Genomic DNA, 21,455 nt, shown 5'->3' on the forward strand with positions numbered 1-21,455 from the left:
ATTTCGCGGCAGGGCTCCTAGACTGCCTGGCTTTTGCCCATCCGCCATGCTCCACGCTCCCGAACTCCTCCTCCCCGCCGGCTCGCTGGCCAAGATGCACGCCGCCTTCGATTTCGGCGCCGATGCCGTCTACGCCGGCCAGCCGCGCTACAGCCTGCGCGTGCGCAACAACGATTTCTCCACGCTGCAGGCCTTGCAGGAGGGCATAGACGGCGCCCACGCGCGCGGCAAGCAGTTTTTCGTCGCCTCCAACATCTTCGCCCACAACGCCAAGCTCAAGACCTACCTGCGCGACATGGCGCCGGTGATCGCCATGAAGCCCGACGCGCTGATCATGGCCGATCCCGGCCTGATCATGATGGTGCGCGACCAGTGGCCCGACATCCCCATCCACCTGTCGGTGCAGGCCAACGCCGTCAACTGGGCCGACGTCAAGTTCTGGCACCGCATGGGCCTGACGCGGGTGATCCTGTCGCGCGAACTGTCGCTCGACGAGATCGAGGAAATCCGCCAGCGCTGCCCGGAGATGGAGCTGGAGGTGTTCGTGCACGGCGCGCTGTGCATCGCCTACTCGGGCCGCTGCCTGCTGTCGGGCTACTTCAACCACCGCGATCCCAACCAGGGCACCTGCACCAATTCCTGCCGCTGGGACTACAAGGTGCAGCCGGCCGCCGAGGATGCCAGCGGCGACCTCGGTCCGACCAAGGTGATCCCGCTGCATTTCCAGCAGGCGCTGGAGGAGGCCAACCGGCCGTGGTCGTCGCTGCACCAACAGCCGCGCCACCCGCTGGCCGACCAGCCCTACCTGATCGAGGAGGCCGAACGGCCGGGCCAGCTGATGCCCATCATCGAGGACGAGCACGGCACCTACATCATGAACTCCAAGGACTTGCGCGCGGTCGAGCACATCGAGCGGCTGGTGAAGATCGGCGTCACCTCGCTCAAGGTCGAGGGCCGCACCAAGTCGCTGTACTACGCGGCGCGCACGGCCCAGGTCTACCGCCAGGCCATCGACGACGCGGTGGCCGGACGGCCGTTCGACATCGCCCTGCTGGGCCAGTTGCAGGGTCTGGCCAACCGCGGCTACACCGACGGCTTCTACCAGCGCCACCACACCCAGGCGCACCAGAACTATATGCGCGGCGCCTCGGAGGCCGAGCGCAGCCAGTACGTCGGCGACGTGCTGGGCGTCGAGGACGGCTGGGCCAGGGTGGACGTCAAGAACCGCTTCGCGGTCGGCGACCGCATCGAGGTGATCCACCCCGGCGGCAACCGCGACCTGACGCTGGCGCGCATGCGCGCCGACGACGGCTCCGAGATCACCGTGGCGCCGGGCAGCGGCCACGTAGTGCGCATCGAGCTGGACCCGGCGCTGGACCGCGCGCTGCTGGCGCGCTACCTGTAGCCTGCGCCTAGTTCGCCATCACATACGGCCAACCGTCGGCGGTGAAGCCAAGCGGGTTGATGCCCAGCGTGGGCCGGCCGTTGTTGTTGCCGTCGTAGTAGTGGTAGACAAAGGTCGGCCGGTTGCTGTGGCCGGCGTCGGTGAACACGCTGCCGCCGCCAGGGCCGATGACGTTGCCGTGGGTGCTGAGCAGGATGGTGCCGCCGCCGGCGGTCAGCGCGACGCCGCCGCGGTCCACGTACGGTCCTGTCACGCTGGTCGAGCGGCCGACGATGGTGCGGTACGGCGAGGTGCTGCTGCAGCAGGCATTGATCGGCGCGAAATAATAGTAAAAGCCGTTGTAGTAGTAGATGAACGGGCCTTCCTCGGCCGAGGTCGGCGAGCCCCGGCGCGCCAGCGTGTACACCGTGGTGTTGGTGGTGGACTGCAGGCCGGTGGCGGGATTGAGCTGCATCAGATGGGTGCCGTCGGTCCACGAGCCCCAGGCCATCCACCAGTTGCCGCTGGCGTCGGTGAACGGCGCCGGATCGATCGCGTTGTCGGTGGTGGCGGTGAAGCCGGGCGGCGGCGTGCTGGTGCTGGTCCAGGATTTGGTGACGAAGCCGCGGTCGGTCCACGGCCCTTGCGGCGCGCTGCTGGTGGCGACGCCGATCACCGCCTCGGCGCCCGAACTCGGCAGGTAGGGGATCGAGTAGTACTGGTAATACGTGCCGTTCGCCAGCAGCAGGCTGGGCGCCCAGATATCGGTGTTGGCGCCGTTGTTCCATCCCTTCGGCGTCTGCAGGCCGCTCCAGGAACTGAAGTCCGGCCCGATCGGCGGGCAGTTCGGCGCGTAGCCGCCCATCTGGGTGGTGGTGCAGTTGGTGTAAGGCGTGAAGGTGGTGAGGTCGGTCGAGGTGGCCAGCGTCTGGTGGCTGCCGTAGAGCCAGTACTTGCCGCCGGCGTCACGCAGCATGTAGGGATCGTGGACAAAGATGCCCTCGCCGCTGACGCTGCGCGGCGCCGGATACGGACTGACCTTGGTGTTCACCAGCTGCCACTCCTGGCAGGTGCAGCCGGTCGACGCCCACTGGTCGATGGTGGCGGTGTTCAGGTTACTGGCCTGGAACACCTCCAGATACTTGCCGCTGTTGACGTTCTGGATCAGGAAGTTGCCGCTGGCGGCCTGGGTGATGGTCCACAGGTGGTCGCTGGTGCCGTTGTCGGCCCACTGGACGATTTGCGCGCCGTCGGCGGTGCCGGCGTTGGCCACGCCCAGCACCTGGTGCGTCAACATGTTCTCGATGTTGTACTGGCCATTCCCCATCGGCATGAAGTGCCACAGATGGTCGGCGGTGCCGTTGTCGGCCCACTGGACCACCTTGGAACCGGCGGCCTGGCTGGCGCCGTCGATGCCCAGGACCAGGCCGCTGTTGACGTTCTTGATCTGGTATTGCACGCTGGTGTTCATGGTGATGGCGGCGTGCGCGGAAAGGGCGAAACAGGTCAGGCCGAGCAGCATGGCCAGGCAGGACAATAGGCGCTTCATGGTGGTCTCCGGTGATTTGAGGGGCAAATCTAGTTATGTTTTCATTCCATGCTACGGGGCGAATGAAAATCCCTCCAATCACATTTTTACCGCCGTCGATATGCGCTTCGGTATCGGCGGCCTAGCGTCCGTGCCAGTTCAGGCGGCGCTGCTGGTAGGCCGCCAGCCAGCTGGCGTTTTCATCCAGCACGGCCTTGCCCAGGGCGAACAGCAGGTCGCGCGCGTTGTGCTCTTTCTCCACATTCGAACAGGCCGACGCTTCGCTGTGCGCCAGCGCCGCGTCGGCGCGGCCGTACAACTTCTTCAGCTGCTCCACCTGGGCCAGCGCCTCGCCGTGGCCGATCTTGGTCGCCAGCGACAGCCAGGCCACGCCAACGCCGGTCGCCAGCTTCATGCCGACCAACAGCACCACCAGCAGCATCGCATAGCAGCGGCCGGTGATCAGCGCCGTCGCCAGCGCGGTCGCCGACATCAGCAACCCGGTCACCAGCAGGTTGTTGCCGAGCGCGACGGCGCGGGCATGCTTGTGCCGTCGCGTGCGGTGGCCACTGCCGTTCAGATAGCCGCGCTGGTCGTCGATCCAGCCGCGCAGCACGTCGCGCGCCGACAGGGCCGATACCGGCGGCGCCACCAGACAGCCATCCAGCGCCTGCCGCACCCAGCCCATGCCGCCGCCGGCGCGTTGCGCGCAATGGTCGGTCACCAGCGACGGCTCGCCGCCGCACAGCCAGTACATCTGGCAGCGCAAGCCCTCGGCCAGCGCCCGGTAGTCCAGGTAGGCATTGCGCTGGCGCGACATGGACACCCACAGATAGGTGCCGACCGCGCACACGGCGCCCAGCGAATACGTCACCGCCTCCAGCAGTTCGCCGTGCTCCGCGCTGGTCTGGTGCACCGACGGCGCGGCCGAGGCCAGTATCACGGCCAGCGCCATGAAGCGCCAGCGGTAACGCCACCAGCGCTGGGCCCGCTCGGCTTGCACGTCGGCCACGCGAAACCCCTGCAGCAACGGCGCCATGCCCTGCTCCAGGCCGGCCGGCAAGGCGGCCCCGGCGTCCAGGCCCAGGCCGGCCAGGAAGCTGGCGCCGCTGGCCTCCAGGCTGCGGGCGTAGCGGTGCGCGGCGCTGGCGTCGCTGGCCGACAGCGCCTGGCTGTGCATCCGGTTCAGCAGCTCGATCTCGCGCCCGGCCGCCTGCGCGCGGTACAGCACGGCCAGGGCCGGCGCGTCGAGCGCGCGGCCCAGCCGGTGCTGGGTCTGCGTCACCACGCCGCGCCAGGCTCGGTGCTCGGCCCAGCTCTCGCAGGCGCGGATCGGCGCGCGCAACCACCAGTCCATCGGCGGCGCCTGCACACCCGGCCATTCCGGCTGCGGCGCGAGCCAGTAGGCCACCGCCTCGCCGTCCAGCGCGCCGTCGCGCAGCAGCCGCGCCGCGCCCAGCGACGCGGCTGCCGGCAAGCCGTCCGACGACGGCTGCGCGCGCCGGCTGTAGATGTGCAACAGGTTGCCGCGCGCCGGTTCGGCGAAACGGTGGCGGCTGCGCCGGTGCTGGTTGCGCTCGACGCCGGTCGCCAGCGCGTGCACCAGGTCGAGCGTGCCGCCGGGACGGCGCGGGAAGTGCTCGCCGCCGCTCTGGCCATCCCACACGGCCAGCAGCAGCTGGGCATGGATGCCGAGATAGCGCGTCAGCTGCGCGTAGGCCGCTTCGGCCGGTGCCAGCGGCTCGCCCAGCAGGGTCGCGGCCGGCGGCTGCGGTATCACGTACAGCTTGCCGGCCTGCGCGCTGTAGTGCTGGAAGCGGGCGCTGAAGGCCAGGCGCTCGGCGTCGAACCGCTGCGGATCGCGCCGCGCCGCGTCCTCGCCGCCGGCCTGCTCGCGGCAGTAGGCGTCGAACGGCATCGGCAGCGGCACCACCAGTTCGATGCGACGGGCGCCGCCCTCGCGCTCGGCGCACAGGCGCTGCAAGCGGAGCACCTGGGCGGCAAACAGCTGGTCGGCGCCGTCGGCCAACGGCGACAGGCAATGGATGGGCGTGTGCGGCAAGGCCGCGGCGATCAGTTCGAGGGTCTGGAACAGGTGTTCGGCCACCGCCGCCATATCGTCCGGGTGCAGGTCGCGGTGGCCGGAGACGGCCACCACGAAGGGCAAGGCGTAGGGCGACGCGGCCTCAGGCTGCATGGCAGCGGGCGATGAAGCGCTGGCGTTCTTTGGCGCTGTCGATCTCCTGCGCCAGCGTCGCCACCAGTTCGCTCCGGGTCGGGCCGGCCAGCAGCGCGCGCTTCAGCAAATGACGGGCGATCGGCCCCAGTTCCTGCGCCAGCGCGCGCTCGATCGCGGTCAGCTGCTCCGCCGCGATGTCGCTGGCCGGCGCCGCCGCGACGGGCGGTGCGGCCGGGGCCGGGATTGTGATTGTGACTGGAGCCGGCGCCGGGGCCGGCTCGGCGGCCGGCGGCATGCGTTCGAGCAGTACCGACACACAATGGCGCAGCTCATCCAGATGGACTTCGAGATCGCCGGTGATGGCGTCCAGCCAGTGCTGGGTGCTGATGAAGTACTCCAGGCTTTTCGACAGCGGCACGTTCTCGATGCGGAACGGCAGCACCATCAAGCCCTTGTTGACCGCGCGCTCGACTTCGCGCCGCACCTGCGGCGAGCTGTTGGAGCTGGAGGAAAAGATCAGCACCAGCATCTTGGCCTGGTCCATGGCGTCGATGATGGCCTCGGCCCAGTCGTCGCCGGGACGGATGTCGCGCGGCGCCACCCAGCAGCGGATGTCGGCCGCCTCCAGGCGATGGCAGATGGCGTCGGCAAAGACCTTGTCGACGTGCGAATGACTGAGGAAGACGTCCACACCCATGGCTATCGCTCAGGCCAGCAAGGCCATGGCCTTTTCCAGGCTGCGGCGCATGCGGTTGAAGGCGTTGCTGAGCGTCGCGATTTCATCCTTGCCGCGCACATTGAATTCCTCCACATCGAGCTGGCCGGCGCTGATCGCGTCGGCGATGCGGCTGATGTGGCCCATCGGCCGCAGCACCAGCAGGTAGAACAGCAGGTTCACGGCCAGCAGGATGGCGGCGAAGGTCAGCGCCATGCCGCCCATGATCAGCGAGTAGGCGCGGTCGGCCGCGCGCTGCGGCACCGCCAGCGGCACCGAGACGATCTGGCTGCCGATGGCCTCGCCCAGCTTCCAGCCGAAGCCGTTGTTGACGCCGTACAGCGCCTTCATGGTGGCCGGCGCGGCGTCCGGCGTGCTGTGGCAGGCCAGGCAGCGGCCGTCGGTGATGCGGATCGGCCGCGCCAGGTAGACCGACGGGCCGGACGCGGTCTGGCGGTCGCCGACCACTTCCTTGAGCTCGGTGTTGTCGCGGAACTGCTGGACCACGTCGGCCTCCCAGTCGACCACGCGGTCGCGCGGGTTGGTCGGGTTGAGCACGGCTTCCTTGTAACTGAAATCCGGATGGGTCTGGTGCAGCTTGCTAAAGCTTTGCGTGGCGGCGTAGGACGGCACCGACTGCGGCAGGAAGGTCGTTTTCAATTGTTCGACCAGCAGCGGCTTGACCTCGTTGGTGGTGTAGTTGCGGGCGGCCATGGCGGCGTCCATCATCAGGCTGGCATGGGCCAGCACTTCGCGCCGGGCATTGTCGCGCAGCACACTGCCCATCATGCTGGCCGTGGCAAACCAGCCCAGCCCGAATATCAGCAGCAGCACCAAATTGAATTTGTACAGCAGTTTCATGACTTGCTTGCCCGTTGGATATATTTACATAAATTTTTCAATTATCGTAACATAAATCAATAAATATTCCCGCCCCTTGCTTCCCCCGCAAGCGTAAAAAAGCCCGCCGCAGCAACGCCGGCGGGCTTTTTTGCCGGACTAGGCCTTACTGCACCGGATGGCCGTCGGCGTCGATCTTGCGCACCTCGCCCAGGTTCAGCGCACGCACGCCGGCTTCCACCTTGCTCAGGTCGCCGACCACCAGCCAGGTCAGCTTGCCCGGCGTGATGGTGCGCGCCGCCAGCGCGTTGGCCTGCTCCGGCGTCATCGCCAGCACGGTGCCGGTGAAGGTGTTGAAGTAGTCGGCCGGCAGCTTGTATTGCAGGATGGCGCTGTAGGCGCCGGCCAGCTGGCCCGACGTCTCGAACGAACCCGGCAGGCGCAGGGTTTCGTTTTCCTGTGCGCTGCTCAGCTCGGCCGCGGTGATGGGCTTGGCGCCGGCGATGTTGGCGTATTCCTGCACCAGTTCCTGCAAGGCCGCGCCGGTCTTGTCGGTTTGCACCGGCGAGGTGCTCAGGTACAGGCGCTGGCCCACCGCCGGCTGCAGACCGGCGCTCACGCCATACGACCAGTGCTTGTCCTCACGCAGGTTCATATTGATGCGCGAGCTGAAGCTGCCGCCGAAGATGTTGTTGACCACCTGCAGCGGCACCGCCTCCGGCGCATTGCGTGGCGGCGCCAGCTGCGCGGCGTAGATCACGCTTTGCAGCGCGCCCGGCTTGTCCATCAGGTAGACCACCGGCTTGTCGGCCGGCGCGACCTGGGCCACGTTCTTCTTCGGCACCGCGCCAGCCTTCCAGCCGCCGAAGGTTTTTTCCAGCAGCGGCGTGATCTCGGCCAGCGTGGTGTCGCCCACCACCAGCAGGGTGGCGTTGTTGGGCTTGAACCAGGTCTGGTGGTACTTGACCAGGTCGTCGCGGCTGATGCGCGCCACGGCCGCCTCGGTGCCGCTGCCGGTCAACGGCAGGCTGTAGGCGTGGCCCTGGCCGTAGATCAGGCTCGGCATCACGCGCAGCGCCATCAATTGCGGATTGGACTTCTCGCGCGCGATCGACGCCAGCTGGTCCTTCTTCAGGCGCTCCAGCTCGTTCTGGGCGTAGGCCGGATGCAGCAGCACGTCGGCGTACACGTCCAGCGCCTTCGGCAGCGTGGCCTTGAGCGCGTTGAGCTGGACGAAGGCGCCGTCCAGGTTGCTGTAGGCGGAGTACTCGGCGCCCAGCGCCTCGAACTCTTCGCTGATCTTCAGCGAGCCGCGCGCCGGCGTGCCCTCCTCCAGCATGCGCAGCGACAGGCTGGCCAGGCCGGGCATGTCCTGCGAATCGGAGGCATAGCCGGCATCGACCATCATCGACAGGTTGACCACCGGCGCGCTGTGGCGCTCGGCCAGCACCACCTTCAGGCCGTTGGACAGCGTGGCGCTCTGCATCGGCGGCAGCTTCAGCGATTCAGGCTGGCCCAGCGCCGGCGGCGCGCTGCGGTCCAGCTTGGCGGTGGCGGACAGGTTGGTCGGGAACGGCTGCACATCCAGCACGTAGTCACCGTCGGCCAGCCATTCGTTCATGGCCTGCTTGATGGCGGCCGGCGTGGCGGCCTTGACCGCCTTCAGGTAATCCTTGTAGCAGTCGGGGTTGCCGGTGTAGGTGGCGCAGGTGGCCAGCATGTCGCTCTTGCCGCCGAAGCCGCCGACCCGTTCGACAATGCGGCTGAAGTCGGCCAGGATGCCGGTCTTGGCCAGCTCCAGCTCGGCCGCCGTGGGGCCGGACTTCATCAGCGCGCGCAGCTCTTCGTCGGCGGCCTGTTCCAGCTTGTGGCTGTCGGCGCCGGGACGCGCGGTCAGCACCAGCATGAACTGGCCGGCGATTTCCGACGAGTAGTTGCTGGCACTGGCGCTGGTGGCCAGCTGGTCCTTGTACACCAGGCGCTTGTAGAAGCGCGAGGTCTTGCCGCCGCCCAGCACGCGGGCAGCCAGGTCCAGCAGCGGTTCGTTGGCGGTGTTCGCGCCCGGCACGTTCCACACGCGGTAGATGCGCGCCTGCGGCACGCGGTCCTGCACGGTGCCGCGATGGGTGCCGGTGCGCTTGGCGATCCACGCCTCATGCTTGGCCAGCGGCGGGCCGGCCGGGATCTCGCCGTAGTATTTCTCGACCTTCTCGCGAGCCTGTTCCGGCGTGATGTCGCCGGCCAGCACCAGGGTCACATTGTTGGGACCGTAGTTGGTCTTGAACCATTCCTGCACATCGCTCATCGAGGCCGCGTCCAGGTCCTTCATCGAGCCGATCACGGTCCACGAATACGGATGGCCGGCCGGCCAGGTGTTTTCCGTCAGCAGCTGGCGCGTCACGCCGTAGGGCTGGTTCTCGCCCTGGCGCTTTTCGTTCTGCACCACGCCGCGCTGCAGGTCCAGCTTCTTCTGGTCCAGCACGCCGAGCAGGTGGCCCATGCGGTCGCTCTCGGCGAACAGCGTGTAGTCCAGCATCGAGGTCGGCACGTTCTCGAAATAGTTGGTGCGGTCGGTGTTGGTGGTGCCGTTCAGGTTGGTCGCGCCGATGCGCTCCATGGCGTTGATGAAAGTGCCCTGGTTGAAGTGGTCGCTGCCGCTGAACATCAGGTGTTCGAACAGGTGGGCGAAGCCGGTCTTGCCGGCCTTCTCGTTCTTGGAGCCGACGTGGTACCAGGTGTTGACCGCCACCACCGGCGTCTTGTGGTCTTCATGGACCAGCACGGTGAGGCCGTTCTTCAGCACGAACTTGGTGTACGGGATATCGGGGATGGCGATATCGGTTTTGGCGGACTTGGCCGGCTCGGCGGCGTGCAGCGCGGCGCCGGTGGACAACAGCGCTATCGAAGCCGCGAGGATGGTGCGGCGTAGTGACAGGGTCATGCGGAATCTCCTTGGTAGGGAAAGCAGGCTGCAAAAAAAAAGCGCACCGGCATTCAAGCGGGTGCGCAAGCATTCTATTGCTTTTTAATTAAATTGGCGACTATTTGCGCTTGGCCGAGCTGGCGTCGCGGGTGGCGCGGAATTCGGCGTCCTGCGCCCAGTTGGGCCAGGCGCTGGAATCGGCCAGGTCGCGGCCCAGTCCGTACAACAGGCCGAGGTCGTGCGCCATGCCGGTGAACGGCCAGGCGGCATTCCACTCGTCCGACGGCTGGTGGTAGTTGTTGGTGTTGTAGTCCTCTTCCGCCTTGCGGCCGGCCGCCAGGCCGCCGTCGACCCAGTCGTCGCCGGAGCCGAAGGAAATCGCCGGCACGCCGCGCTTGGCGAACGAGAAGTGGTCGGAGCGGAAGAAGTGGCCCGCTTCCGGTTTCGGATCGGGCGCGTACGCCATGTCCATCTGCCTGGCCTTGGCGATCAGCTGGTCCAGCAGGTCCAGCTTGGCGCTGCCGGAGATGGTGAAGTTGCGCGCAGGGCCGTAAGGGCTGAGCGCATCCATGTTGATCACCCCGGCCGTCTCGGCCAGCGGATACAGCGGATAGGCGGCGTAGTACTCGGAGCCGAGCAAGCCCTTCTCTTCGGCCGTCACCGCCAGGAACACCACGCTGCGCTGCGGCGCCGGCGCCTTGCCGTAGGCGCGCGCCAGTTCCAGCAAGGCGGCGATGCCGGTGGCGTTGTCGATCGCGCCGTTGTAGATCTTGTCGCCCTTGGCGTCCGGCAGGCCGACGCCCAGGTGGTCCCAGTGCGCGCTGTAGATCACGGTCTGCTCCGGCGCGCTGCTGCCGATCACGCGGCCGGCCACGTTCTTCGACACGATGGTCTGCGCGTCGACCGCGTAGCTGGCGCTGAGGTTGACGCCCTTCAGCTGCACCGGCTTGAAGTTGCGGGTCTGCGCCAGCTTCTTGAGCGCCTCGAAGTCCTGGCCGCCGCGCTTGAACAGGTCGACCGCCAGGTCGCGCTGTATCCACGCTTCCATCGGCGCGTGCGCCAACGCGGGCTGCTTGCGCACGATGTCGTACATGACGTTGGTGTTGGAGTTCTTCACCGTGGCCCAGCCGTAGGACGCCGGCGCGGTCTCGTGCACGATGATGGTGCCCAGCGCGCCGCGGCGCGCCATCTCTTCATACTTGTAGGTCCAGCGGCCGTAGTAGGTCATGGCCTTGCCGCCGAAGTCGCCGACGCCGGTCTCGAAATCGGGATCGTTGATCAGCACCACGGCCAGCTTGCCGCGCAGGTCGAAGCCCTTGAAGTCGTCCCACTTGCGCTCCGGCGCGTTGACGCCGTAACCGACGAACACCAGCGGCGCGTTGCGGAAGTCGACCTGCTTGCTGCCGTTCATGGCGGCGCGCACGGCCATGTCGTCGCCCTGCTTGAGTTCCTGCCGGGTGTCGCCGTTGCTGATCACCAGCTTGACCGGGCCCTTGATTTCAAAGCGGCCCAGCGGCACATCCTGGGTCCAGCTGCGCTGGGTCTTCTGGCCTTTGAGCAGGTCGCCGGCCGGCTGCAGACCGGCGGCCTTGAATTGCTCGATCAGGTAGTTGACGGTTTTGGTTTCGCCGGCCGTATTCGGGCCGCGGCCCTCGTATTCATCCGACGCCAGCACTTTGACGTCTTGCGACAAATGCCTGGCATCGAACTCCGGAACGCTGGCTGCCTGTGCGGTAGCGGCGGCGACCAGCGAACAAATGAGCATGGTGTTTTTCAAATCTGTCTCCGAAATTATTTTAATTAAACTGCCAGGCAATACTGACATGAAATCAACTAGCGGGCAATCAGACAGGCGCATGCCGGGCGTAGCCTTTTATCCACACCGCACACAATTTGAAATAATTACCAAATACGCAATACTTTCCTGTAGGATATGGCTTTTCTTGCAAGGAGTAACGATGCGCCTGGCCCTGACCGCCCTGTTGTGCCTGACCCTGTGCGCGCCCTTGGCGGCGGCGGCCGATCCGGCGCCGGCGCCGCAAGGCTGGGCCGAACGGTTCGTGGCTGGACTGCATTTCCAGACCGGCAAGGTTGCGCTGCCGGGCGGCATCGCCACGCTGGACTTGCCGCCACACCTGCGCTACCTGAATCCGCAGGACACCAACAGGATGCTGGTCGACGGCTGGGGCAATCCGCCCGGCGCGCCGACGCTGGGCATGATCCTGCCGGCCGGCGTGGATCCGCTGGGCGCGGCCGGCTGGGGCGTGATCGTCAGCTATGAACAGGGCGGCCATGTCAGCGACGACGACGCCGCCGGCATCGACTACGCCGAACTGCTGGCGCAGCTGAAGGACTCGGTCGCCGACAACAACACCGCGCGCCGCGAGCAGGGCTACGCGGCGATGACGCTGATCGGCTGGGCCGAGCAGCCCGGCTACGACGCGGCCCGGCACACGCTGCACTGGGCCAAGGAGCTGCACACCGAGGGCAGCAACGAGAACGGCCTGAACTACCATGTGCGGATGCTGGGCCGCGAAGGCGTGCTGGTGCTCAACGCCGTGGCCGGCATGGACCAGATCGATCAGGTCAGGCGCGAGATGAAGAACCTCACCGCGGTCGCCGGCTTCACCCCGGGCAAGCGCTACGCCGACTTCGACGGCAGGACCGACAAGGTCGCCGAATACGGCCTGGCGGCGCTGGTGGCCGGCGGCGTCGCGGCCAAGCTGGGCCTGTTCGGCAAGCTGATGGCGCTGCTGCTGGCGTTCAAGAAACTCGTACTGGTCGCGCTGGCCGCCTGCGGCGCCTGGCTGTACCAGGCGCTGGGCCGCAAGAAAGCCACGGTGAGCTAGCGCACGGTCCGCTCGCGCGCGGCGGCGCACACTGGATGCCAGACCGTGCCCGGAGACCGCCATGCCCGAAGGACCATCGATCGTCATCCTGCGCGAGCAGGCCGCCGGCTTTGCCGGCCGCACCATCCGCGCCGCCAGCGGCAACAGCAAGGCGGTGGACTTCGACGCCATCGCCGGCCGTCCGGTCACGGCCTTGCGCAGCTGGGGCAAGCACTTCCTGATCCAGCTGCCGGAGACCGCGCTGCGCATCCACTTGATGATGTTCGGCAGCTATCGCATCAACGAGCGCAAGGACACCAGCCCGCGCCTGAGCCTGGGTTTCGACGATGCCGAGGAACTCAATTTCTACGCCTGCTCGGTCAAGCAGATCGATCCGGATCTCGACGCCCAGTACGACTGGAGCGGCGACGTCATGTCCGACGCCTGGGACCCGCAGCGGGCGCTGGCCAAGCTGCGCGCCGCGCCGGACACGCTGGTGTGCGACGCCCTGCTCGATCAAACCATCTTTGCCGGCGTCGGCAACATCATCAAGAACGAGGTGCTGTTCCGCATCCACCTGCATCCGCTGGCCAGGGTCGGCGACCTGCCGGCCGCCAAGCTGCGCCAGCTGGTCGAGCAGGCGCGCGTCTACAGCTTTGATTTCCTGAAATGGAAGAAGGCCTACGAGCTCAAGCAGCACTGGCTGGCCCACACCAGGCAGGTCTGTCCGCGCTGCCACATCCCCTTCCACCGCGCCCACCTGGGCAGGACGCACCGGCGCAGCTTCTTCTGCGACCAGTGCCAGCAGCAATACCTCACACCAGCCCGGTCAGGTAGTACACGGCAATCACAAAGAACACAGCCGTCGTCTTGATCAGCGTGATGGCGAAAATCTCCCGGTACGATTCGCGGTGCGTCAGGCCGGTGACCGCCAGCAGCGTGATGACGGCGCCGTTGTGCGGCAGCGTGTCCATGCCGCCGCTGGCCATCGCCACCACCCGGTGCAGCACCTCCAGCGGAATATTGGCCGCCTGCGCGCCCTTGACGAAGGCGTCCGACATCGCCGCCAGCGCGATGCTCATGCCGCCCGAGGCCGAGCCGGTGATGCCGGCCAGCGAACTGACCGACACCGCCGCGTTCACCAGCGGATTGGGCACGCTGCGCAGGGCGTCGCTGACCACCAGGAAGCCCGGCAGCGAGGCGATCACGCCGCCGAAGCCGTACTCGGACGCGGTGTTCATCGCCGCCAGCAGCGCGCCGCCGACCGCCGCCTTGGTGCCCTCGGCAAACGTGGTGCGGACGCGGCCGAAGGCGGTCGCCACCACCAGCAGGATGCCCAGCAGCAGCGCGCCCTCCACCGCCCAGATGCCGATCACGGTCTTGATCGGCACCGACACCGGCGCGTGCAGGCCGGGCAAGGCGTCGGCGGTCAGCGCATAGCTGTCGCCGTACCAGCCGGGGATCAGCTTGGTCAGCGTGAAGTTGGCCACGCCCACCAGGATCAGCGGCGCCACCGACAGCAGCGGATGCGGCAGGCCGCTGCGGGCGGCGTGGACCGCCTCGCTGGCGGCGGTGGCGCCGTAGCCCTCGCCCTTGGCCATGGCCGAGCGGCGCCGCCATTCCAGGAAGCTCAAGCCGACCGCGACGATGAGCAGCGAACCGATCACGCCCAGCCACGGCGCGGCCCAGCCGGTGGTCTTGAAGAAGGTGGTGGGGATGATGTTCTGGATTTGCGGCGTGCCCGGCAGCGAATCCATGGTGAACGAGAACGCCCCCAGCGCGATCGCGCCCGGCATCAGGCGCTTGGGGATGTTGCTCTGGCGGTAGAGCTCGGCTGCGAACGGATATACCGCGAACACCACCACGAACAGCGACACGCCGCCGTAGGTGAGCAAGGCGCAGACGGCGACGATGACGGCGTTGGCGCGCGAGCGGCCGATGTACTTGATCGCCGCCACCACGATGGATTCGGAAAAGCCGGACAGCTCGATCAGCTTGCCGAACACCGCGCCCAGCAGGAACACCGGGAAGTACAGCTTGACGAAGCCGACCATCTTGTCCATGAAGATGCCGCTGAACACCGGCGCCACCGCGCCCGGATCGGTCAGCAGGACCGCCCCCAGCGCCGCCACCGGCGCGAACAAAATCACGCTGTAGCCGCGATACGCGGCCAGCATCAGGAACACCAGTGCGGCAAGCACGATCAGGAAGGACATGCGGGCTCCGTTTAGTTGAATGAGATCGGCTCATTGTAGAGATAAACCGGCATCGGCGTAGCTGGCCTGAAAGCAGAGCGCGGCCCGGCGCCGGCTGCGGCGGTGCAGCATTGACGCTAATCAAACAGGCTGCGATACTGAATCATCGCAGCCTCTGCCTGATGCCATGTCCGAACTCAAAGCCTCGCTCAAGAGCGGGGGCAAGTTCTCGCTCAACTGGAGTTATCTCAACGCGATCGCCAACGGCGTGTCGGCGATCGACCTGGGCGCGCTGGCGTTGCGCAACCTGCACGACGCCCACCAGTTCGTGCGCGAATACGGCTTCGATCTCGAACAGCCGGCCGCCATCGCGCTGATACGGCGCGCCCATCGCGAGGCCATCGATTTCATCACCGCCAGCTTCCTCACGCCCGAACAGGCGGCGCTGATCCCGCCCGAAGTCAGCCATCCCGACGATCCGCTGGAACTGCTGGTCCATGCCTCGCTGCGTGGCCAGCACGTCGACGCGCGGCGCATGTGGTCGTGCGCGGTGCTCAAGGTCATGCACGGCATTTTCTACATCGACAACAACCTCAAGCTGCGCCACTTCCACGCCATCCGCGCCCAGGTGTTCGGCACGCTGGACGAGGTGATACGCCACGACGGCGGCCGCCACTACCTGACCGACGGCGAGGTCTGCCTGCCGATGCTGCACTACGACCGCAAGGACAACAAGGGCCGCAACAGCATCCTGCTCAAGCTGCTGCAAAAAGCCGCCTACCTGGCGGCCGACATCTTCGACCACCTGGGCGTGCGGCTGGTGTTTGCCACCCGATTCGAATGCCTGCTGGCGCTGCGCACGCTGCAGCGGGCGCACCTGCTGTCGGTCACCAACGTCGACGCCGAACGCACCCGCAACACCCTGCTGGACCTGGAGGCGGCCAAGCAGATCTTCAACAAGTACCGCGCCCAGCTGGAGCACAGCGACGACTATCCGGCCGAGCTGCTGCAAACCATGGACGCCGAGCTGGCCGAGCTGGCGCAGCCGCAGACCCGCTGCGACAATCCGCACAGCGGCAGCGGCTTCAACAGCATTCAGGTCACGGTGCGCAAGATGATCCACGTGCAGCAGCTCGACGCCGGGCCGGAGCAGGACTACGACGTCGGCTTCTTCTTCGAGTACGAGATCCAGCTGATGGACGAGGCCAGCTACCAGCGCAGCCTGACCGGCCCGGCCAGCCACGAGGCCTACAAGAAGCGCCAGCTCGACACCGCCCGCACCCGCGTGTTCGGCCGCGAGCTGCTGCGCTGGATCGAGCAGCAAAACATCCCCAGGCCCGCCGCAGACCGGTCCGCCGAAGCACGGGCGGAGGACGTGGCGCCGGTAACGGCCCGCTGAACCAGCGGCCAGCGGTGCGCCGCGGCCGGGCCCTAGCCTCTACCATGGAGCTTTAGCCGGGAGCAAAGGCGATGCGCAATCGAATCCCTCTCTGGCTGCTGGCCGCGGCGATGGCGGCGCTGGCTGCAGTGGCCGGTGGCGTCCGCGCCCAGGACGGCGAACCGCCGCGCGTGACCGTCACGGCAACGCGCGACCCGGTCGACAAATCCTTCCGCAAGATGATCGCCGGCATGCAGCGCTTCGAGCGCGACCACGCGTTGGCGCCGCAGGCCACGCTGCGCTTTGAACTGCTGCCGCGCCTGCCCACCACGCGGCTCGACGGCATCACCCTGCGCGTGGTCGGTGACACGCTGTCGCTGCCGGTGCCGGTGGCGCCGGACCATAGCTTCACGCTGCCGCTCAATGACCAGGCGCTGAAGGAGGACGCGGCCCTGATCGCCAGCAGCAAGACCAGCACGCTGACCTGGCGCGCCCAGGTGCGCAGCCCCGGCGTGCCGCCCAATATGCGCCGGCTGGGCGATCTGCGGCTGGAGTGCCTGGTCGGCATGCAGGCCGGACTGGTATCCAACAACGCCCGGCTGTTCGCCTGGCTGGGCGAGCTGTTCGCCGATCCCGACCGCGTCTGCTCCTCGCCGCAAGGCAATTACCTGTTCTTCAGCGAACGGCCGCTGTTCGCCGTCACGCTGCGCGACGGCGCGCGCAGCGAGGCGCTGCCTTTTTCCATGCTGTACGCCGGCGGCACGCAGACGCCGGCCACGCTGCCGTTCTGCGATTGCCAGGTGCTGCTCGACCGCAGTTTCTACGCGCCGCTGTGGGACCGCGGCTGGTCCGACGATACGCTGCTGGAATTGAGTTATCAGGACGATCCGCCCGGCGCGGCCGACACCGACCTGGCTGACGACCACCGCAGCACGCAGCAGATGCAGGCCGCGCTGGGGCCGGCCACCGTGGTCCGCTTCGACAGTGGCTACCAGGTGTGGTGCTACCGCTACCCCTCGCAACAACGCGCCGCCGACGGCCAGCCGCGCTACGCCGACTTCGTTATCCTGTTCGGCCCGGACGGCATCGCGCGCAAGGCTCGCCTCGGCGAGCGCTTGTAAAACGTGGGGAACAGGCACATGATGCGAGGATGAAAACTACCTTACTCCTCCTGCGCCTGGCAGCCGCCGGCGCATTGATGATTTCCGCAGCCTGCCAGAGCGCGCCGCCCGCCAACACCAACGCGGCGTCGCTGTGGAAACAGATCGAGGCCCAGAACGCCGACACCAGCTGCGACCGCGACAGCCAATGCCACACCATCGCCGTCGGCGCCAAGGCTTGCGGCGGGCCGGAGCGCTACATCGCCTGGTCCGACCGCGCGCAGGACGGCGGCCGGCTCAAGCAACTGGTGGCGCAGCACACCGCCGCCCGCGTCCAAGAGGACAAGCGTGGCCACGTGCTGTCGAACTGCATGCTGGCGGTGGACGCCGGCGCCGTCTGCAGCGCCGGCCGCTGCGTGCAGAACGTCGACTCCAGCCAGCGATAAACCATTACTTCGCCCAACTTTTGCCGGAAGCGCGGCAGTTGGGCAAGCAGCCCCAATTTCTTGGCGCAAATACGTACGCGACGCCTGATGCATTCAAGGCCGGCGACATGGATTTTTTTCAGCAATTTCATTCGCATCCCTTCTGTTCTAGGGCTTCTTGCACAGCCGCCTTTGCACTGTCCAGACTCATTCCGGACTCGAATGGCGGCGCGCTGAATGGTGAATAGATGATTCCATTTGAAACCTCACGCAGACGTGGGACCCCGGAAAAATTATTTTTGCCGATCTTTCCTGTATCGTCGTCTTGAATGACCATCAGGTACCTACGGCCGTTGACATAGGTAGCCAGAGGATTGTCTAATCGAAAAATTTCCCCCTTATACTCTACCTCTCCCCCTGGAACGATGACGTCGAAAATTTGATCCTTCGGGCTTGAACCTACCCTCCAGCTATCCACCATCTTGAAACGCAACTTGGTGAATATTCCAACATCATGCTTTCCAACGAATGATTTGGAATCCTGGAGTTCAGCCACGCCAAATATGGCAAAGTCACAAGCGTAGTGACGCAGATATGACGGGCGGTCGTTCATCCTTACGGGCTCCGGATGTTCGAACGAGGTGAACCCCCGCACGCCATCGGGAAGTCTGCTTTCGATTTCGGCCAGTTTAGGATCCAGGGAATAAAACTTAACTCCCTTCTCCCGATCCGTGTCGTCAACGGTCAAACCCGAATTGGCTGCGATAACTGAGGTGGCTGCCACCATCAACAGCACAGCGATTAACGACTTTCTCTGAAACATAGCTTCATCCATTTCCTGGCAATTATTTCGACGGTACCTCGTTCAAAAATGAACAGGGACATGATCGACAAGTGAGAATACTTGGCGGACCTTCAGCCGCTTAACGCGCTGCTGCCTATTCAGTGGCAGCATCAAGCTCCGGTTCGGGTATTTCGCTGGCAATCCTGCAGAACCACTTGGGGCCCGCGACCCGAATACAATCATCGTATGGTTTCGGCCCCGAGCACGTCCAGCCGCCGTTTTGCCATTTGCACTCCTCCTCGGGGGGCGTTCCAGGCGCGCCCGGATCATAGACGGGCATGCGGCCGGCATTGCCACTTCATTTTCGGTGTTGTAATGTCTGCCGCATGAGCGTTACTCACGCCGGCAAATAATATGAAGGGTACCGCCAGCGTTCGGAGCGCCCTCCCAAAACGAATAATTTGCCACATTGTTTCCCCCCTAGTGAAATTACCTATACTGAATCAAGGCTGGCAAGTCCCGACCCCGTCGCGGCGCACCTTTTAGTTGACCGTCATCGCCCTCTTGATGGCCACACAGCGCTCATCCTCCTGGTGCGCCACCAGCAGCGCGCGCCGGGTGCCTGCCGACAAGTCCTTCAACTTGCCCACCGCCGCCTGCAGGCGCTGCACGCTGGCCGGCGTGCAGCTGGCCGGTATCATCACGTTGGCATAGGAGCGCATGAACACCGGACCGGCGGCCTTGTCGACCTGAGCCAGCTGCGCCAGGCGCTGCTGTGCGCTCAGCTCGCCCAACGCGCCCTGCTCGGTCGGATACAGGTTCTCCATCGCCCGGCGGATTTTCGAGAACGGCAGCTTGGTTTGCAGGTCGTTGATATTGGCCAGCCACTCGGCCTTGACCTTGGCGTCCGGCTGCACCACGGCCGCGCCCAGCGCGGCGGCCTGGCCGCTGTCGGACTTGTCGCGCTCCTGTTCCGCCGCCAGCAAGGCCGCCGCGCCCGGATAGGCGTAGCGGTTCAGGCGGTTGACGATATCCCAGCGCACGTCCTGGCTGACATTCATACCCGGCACCACCAGCTTGCCGCTGAGGATGTCGGCCAGCTGGGCCATCGCGGCCGGCGTGCTGGCGATGTCCAGGTAGGTCGCGAACCAGCGGCGCTGGAAGTTGTGGTCGCCGCTGGCGGCCTGGGCGGCGGCGAACGCCATCTGCTCCAGCTGCGCCGACATCTGCGCGTTGTAGCCGGCAACCGACGGTCCCATGTGGTCGAGATAAGCCTTGGCCGCGCGGATCTTGCTGGTGACCTCGCCCAGCAGCGTGTAGTCCTTTTCGCCCGGCGCATTGGCCAGCGCGGTGTTCAGGAAGTCGTTGAGCGGCAGCTTGGCGGCGCGCACGCCGTCCCACAGGCTTTGCCACAGCATCGAGCGCAGCAGAGGATCGTCCACCTTGCCCAGGCTGGTCTGCGCGGTGGCGAAGGATTTTTTATCCAACTGCACCTGGGCATAGCCCCAGTCCTGGTAGTTCGGATAGACCAGGTCCGGACAGGCGGCGCCGGTCAGTTCCGGCACGGCGGTGTTGGCGCCCTGGTAGGTGACGGCCACGTTCTTGCCCAGCTTGAGTCCGTCCGCGCCCAGGTTGAACAGGCCGATCTGCACGCGCTGTTCGCGCAGCGTCGGCATCGCCTTGCTTGGCGCGCTCTGGCGCAGACTGAAGCGGCTGATCTTGCCGCCGGCGCAGCTGAATTCCGCCGCGATGGTGTTGACGCCCGGCTCGTACAGCCATTGCCTGGTCCAGCCGCTGAGGTCGCGGTGCGCGGCCTCGCCCAGGCTGCCGATGAAGTCGTCCAGCTTGGCGTTCTGGTACGAGTACTTGACCAGGTAGTTGTGCACGCCCTGGCGGAACACTTCCTCGCCCAGCAGGTGACGCAACTGCTTCAGCGTCGACGCGCCCTTCGAGTAGGTGATGGCGTCGATGTTGTCGAAGGCGTTGGCGGTGGACGGCACCGGCGTCTCGATCGAGTGCGTGGTCACGCGCTGGTCCTGCACGTAGGCGCCCTGCTTGGCGCCCGAGTAGAAGCCCTGCCAGGCGTTGCTGAACTCGGTCGACTCGGCCGTGGCCAGCGTGCCCATGAAGGAGGCGAAGCTTTCGTTCAGCCATAGGCCGTTCCACCACTTCATCGTCACCAGGTCGCCGAACCACTGGTGCGCCATCTCGTGCATGATGACGCCGGCCAGGTTTTGCTTCTGCGCCGCCGTCATCTCGTCCTTGTACAGGAAGCCGCGCTCGGCGAAGGTGATGGCCCCGGCGTTTTCCATCGCGCCGTACAGGAAGTCCGGCACCAGCAGCTGGTCGTATTTCTCGAACTGGTAAGGCACGCCGAAGTACTGGTCGAAGAAGGCCAGGCCGCGCCGGGTGTAGTTGAACCAGTCCTGCGGCGACACCTGCGACGCCACCGACTGCCGCGCGAACAGGCGCATCGGGTACGGGCCGCCGTGGTCTTCCCACACCTTGTACGGGCCGGCGTGCATGGAGAAGTTGTACGAGCTCAGCTTCTTGGTGCGCGGGAAGGTCCAGCGCCTGGTGTTGCCGATGTCCTGGATGCCGGTCTCGCGCCGGGTCGACGACACCACCCAGTCGGCCGGGGCGGTGACGGTGATTTCATACGTGCCCTTCAGGTCGGGCTGGTCGAACACCGGGAACATCTGGTGCGCGGCGGCCGGCTCGAAGTGCGAGTAGGTGTAGACGCGGTTGTCGACCGGGTCGACCATGCGGTGCAGGCCTTCGCCGTTAGTGCTGTGCGGGCGCGCGTAGCTGATGGTGACGCTGTTGCGGCCGGCCTTCAGTTCGGCCGGGGCGATGGTGATGAACCACTGGTTGTATTGCGGCGTCACCTGCTTGCCGTTGACGGTCAGGCTGAGGATGGTGGCCTTGTCGAGGTCGACGGTCAGCGGCTGGCTGGCGTCGCTCAGGTCGAAGCTCAACGTGGTGGTGCCGGAGAAGGTTTCCTTGCCGGTCAGCGTGAAGTCCAGCGTGTAGTCGACGTTGGCCACGCGCGCCGAACGGGCGGCGGCGTCGGCTTGCGACAGGAAGGCGTTTTCGGCGCGCGGGGTAGCGGCCTGCGCGGCGCCGCAGGTCAGCGCGATGGCGACGGCGATCAGGGTATTTTTCATGTATGTTCC

Annotated in this window: 15 protein-coding genes; 6 read left to right on the forward strand and 9 right to left on the reverse strand. The window is 66.2% G+C overall.

All coding sequences use genetic code 11. The annotated features are described in order from the left end of the window. The first annotated feature begins 46 nt into the window (after positions 1 to 46). Complete coding sequence (gene trhP, locus ACEN9O_RS05400; RefSeq protein ID WP_495616600.1) at positions 47 to 1,405, forward strand: prephenate-dependent tRNA uridine(34) hydroxylase TrhP; 1,359 nt, start codon at positions 47 to 49, stop codon at positions 1,403 to 1,405. A 7-nt stretch (positions 1,406 to 1,412) separates the two neighbouring features. Here trhP and ACEN9O_RS05405 read toward each other — a convergent pair whose 3' ends face one another. From ACEN9O_RS05405 to ACEN9O_RS05430, 6 genes are all read right to left on the reverse strand, one after another. After that, positions 1,413 to 2,933: a family 43 glycosylhydrolase gene (locus ACEN9O_RS05405; protein ID WP_495616601.1), complete on the reverse strand. Its 1,521-nt coding sequence runs from the start codon at positions 2,931 to 2,933 to the stop codon at positions 1,413 to 1,415. A gap of 121 nt (positions 2,934 to 3,054) precedes the next feature. Continuing rightward, positions 3,055 to 5,109, reverse strand: a complete 2,055-nt coding sequence (locus ACEN9O_RS05410; protein ID WP_495616602.1) for a hypothetical protein — start codon at positions 5,107 to 5,109, stop codon at positions 3,055 to 3,057. Further along, entirely contained in the window at positions 5,099 to 5,788 is a 690-nt protein-coding gene (locus tag ACEN9O_RS05415; protein ID WP_495616603.1) for a toll/interleukin-1 receptor domain-containing protein, read from the reverse strand. Before ACEN9O_RS05415 ends, ACEN9O_RS05410 begins: the two co-directional genes overlap by 11 nt. Positions 5,789 to 5,797: 9 nt before the next feature. Next, positions 5,798 to 6,667, reverse strand: coding sequence for a Tll0287-like domain-containing protein (locus ACEN9O_RS05420; protein ID WP_495616604.1), 870 nt, complete (start codon positions 6,665 to 6,667; stop codon positions 5,798 to 5,800). Between the two features lie 145 nt (positions 6,668 to 6,812). After that, positions 6,813 to 9,587, reverse strand: a complete 2,775-nt coding sequence (locus tag ACEN9O_RS05425; RefSeq protein ID WP_495616605.1) for a M16 family metallopeptidase — start codon at positions 9,585 to 9,587, stop codon at positions 6,813 to 6,815. Positions 9,588 to 9,687: 100 nt separating this feature from the next. Continuing rightward, the gene (locus ACEN9O_RS05430; protein WP_495618428.1) at positions 9,688 to 11,334 is read right to left on the reverse strand and encodes a M28 family metallopeptidase; all 1,647 of its coding nucleotides are present in this window, start codon (positions 11,332 to 11,334) and stop codon (positions 9,688 to 9,690) included. A 193-nt stretch (positions 11,335 to 11,527) separates the two neighbouring features. On the opposite strand from ACEN9O_RS05430, the gene ACEN9O_RS05435 reads away from it, so the two are divergent. Continuing rightward, complete coding sequence (locus ACEN9O_RS05435) at positions 11,528 to 12,418, forward strand: DUF2167 domain-containing protein (protein ID WP_495616606.1); 891 nt, start codon at positions 11,528 to 11,530, stop codon at positions 12,416 to 12,418. Between the two features lie 61 nt (positions 12,419 to 12,479). Continuing rightward, positions 12,480 to 13,271 carry a DNA-formamidopyrimidine glycosylase family protein gene (locus tag ACEN9O_RS05440; RefSeq protein WP_495616607.1) on the forward strand — a complete coding sequence of 264 codons (792 nt, stop codon included), beginning with the start codon at positions 12,480 to 12,482 and terminating at the stop codon, positions 13,269 to 13,271. On the opposite strand, the gene ACEN9O_RS05445 is transcribed toward ACEN9O_RS05440, so the two are convergent. Then, entirely contained in the window at positions 13,213 to 14,613 is a 1,401-nt protein-coding gene (locus ACEN9O_RS05445; protein WP_495616608.1) for a GntP family permease, read from the reverse strand. The two genes, ACEN9O_RS05440 and ACEN9O_RS05445, sit on opposite strands and share 59 nt — an antisense overlap. 166 nt (positions 14,614 to 14,779) lie before the next feature. On the opposite strand from ACEN9O_RS05445, the gene ACEN9O_RS05450 reads away from it, so the two are divergent. From ACEN9O_RS05450 to ACEN9O_RS05460, 3 genes are all read left to right on the forward strand, one after another. Then, positions 14,780 to 15,991, forward strand: a complete 1,212-nt coding sequence (locus tag ACEN9O_RS05450) for a TIGR04552 family protein (RefSeq protein ID WP_495616609.1) — start codon at positions 14,780 to 14,782, stop codon at positions 15,989 to 15,991. Positions 15,992 to 16,062: 71 nt separating this feature from the next. Continuing rightward, entirely contained in the window at positions 16,063 to 17,091 is a 1,029-nt protein-coding gene (locus ACEN9O_RS05455) for a hypothetical protein (protein ID WP_495616610.1), read from the forward strand. A gap of 29 nt (positions 17,092 to 17,120) precedes the next feature. Then, positions 17,121 to 17,516, forward strand: a complete 396-nt coding sequence (locus ACEN9O_RS05460) for a hypothetical protein (RefSeq protein WP_495616611.1) — start codon at positions 17,121 to 17,123, stop codon at positions 17,514 to 17,516. A 127-nt stretch (positions 17,517 to 17,643) separates the two neighbouring features. Here the strand turns inward: ACEN9O_RS05460 and ACEN9O_RS05465 are convergent, their stop codons facing one another. Beyond that, positions 17,644 to 18,330 (reverse strand): hypothetical protein, encoded by a 687-nt coding sequence (locus ACEN9O_RS05465; RefSeq protein WP_495616612.1) that lies wholly within the window; start codon positions 18,328 to 18,330, stop codon positions 17,644 to 17,646. Between the two features lie 491 nt (positions 18,331 to 18,821). Then, positions 18,822 to 21,446, reverse strand: a complete 2,625-nt coding sequence (gene pepN, locus ACEN9O_RS05470) for an aminopeptidase N (protein ID WP_495616613.1) — start codon at positions 21,444 to 21,446, stop codon at positions 18,822 to 18,824. Between the last annotated feature and the right edge of the window lie 9 nt (positions 21,447 to 21,455).

Source organism: Duganella sp. Dugasp78 (assembly GCF_059491455.1).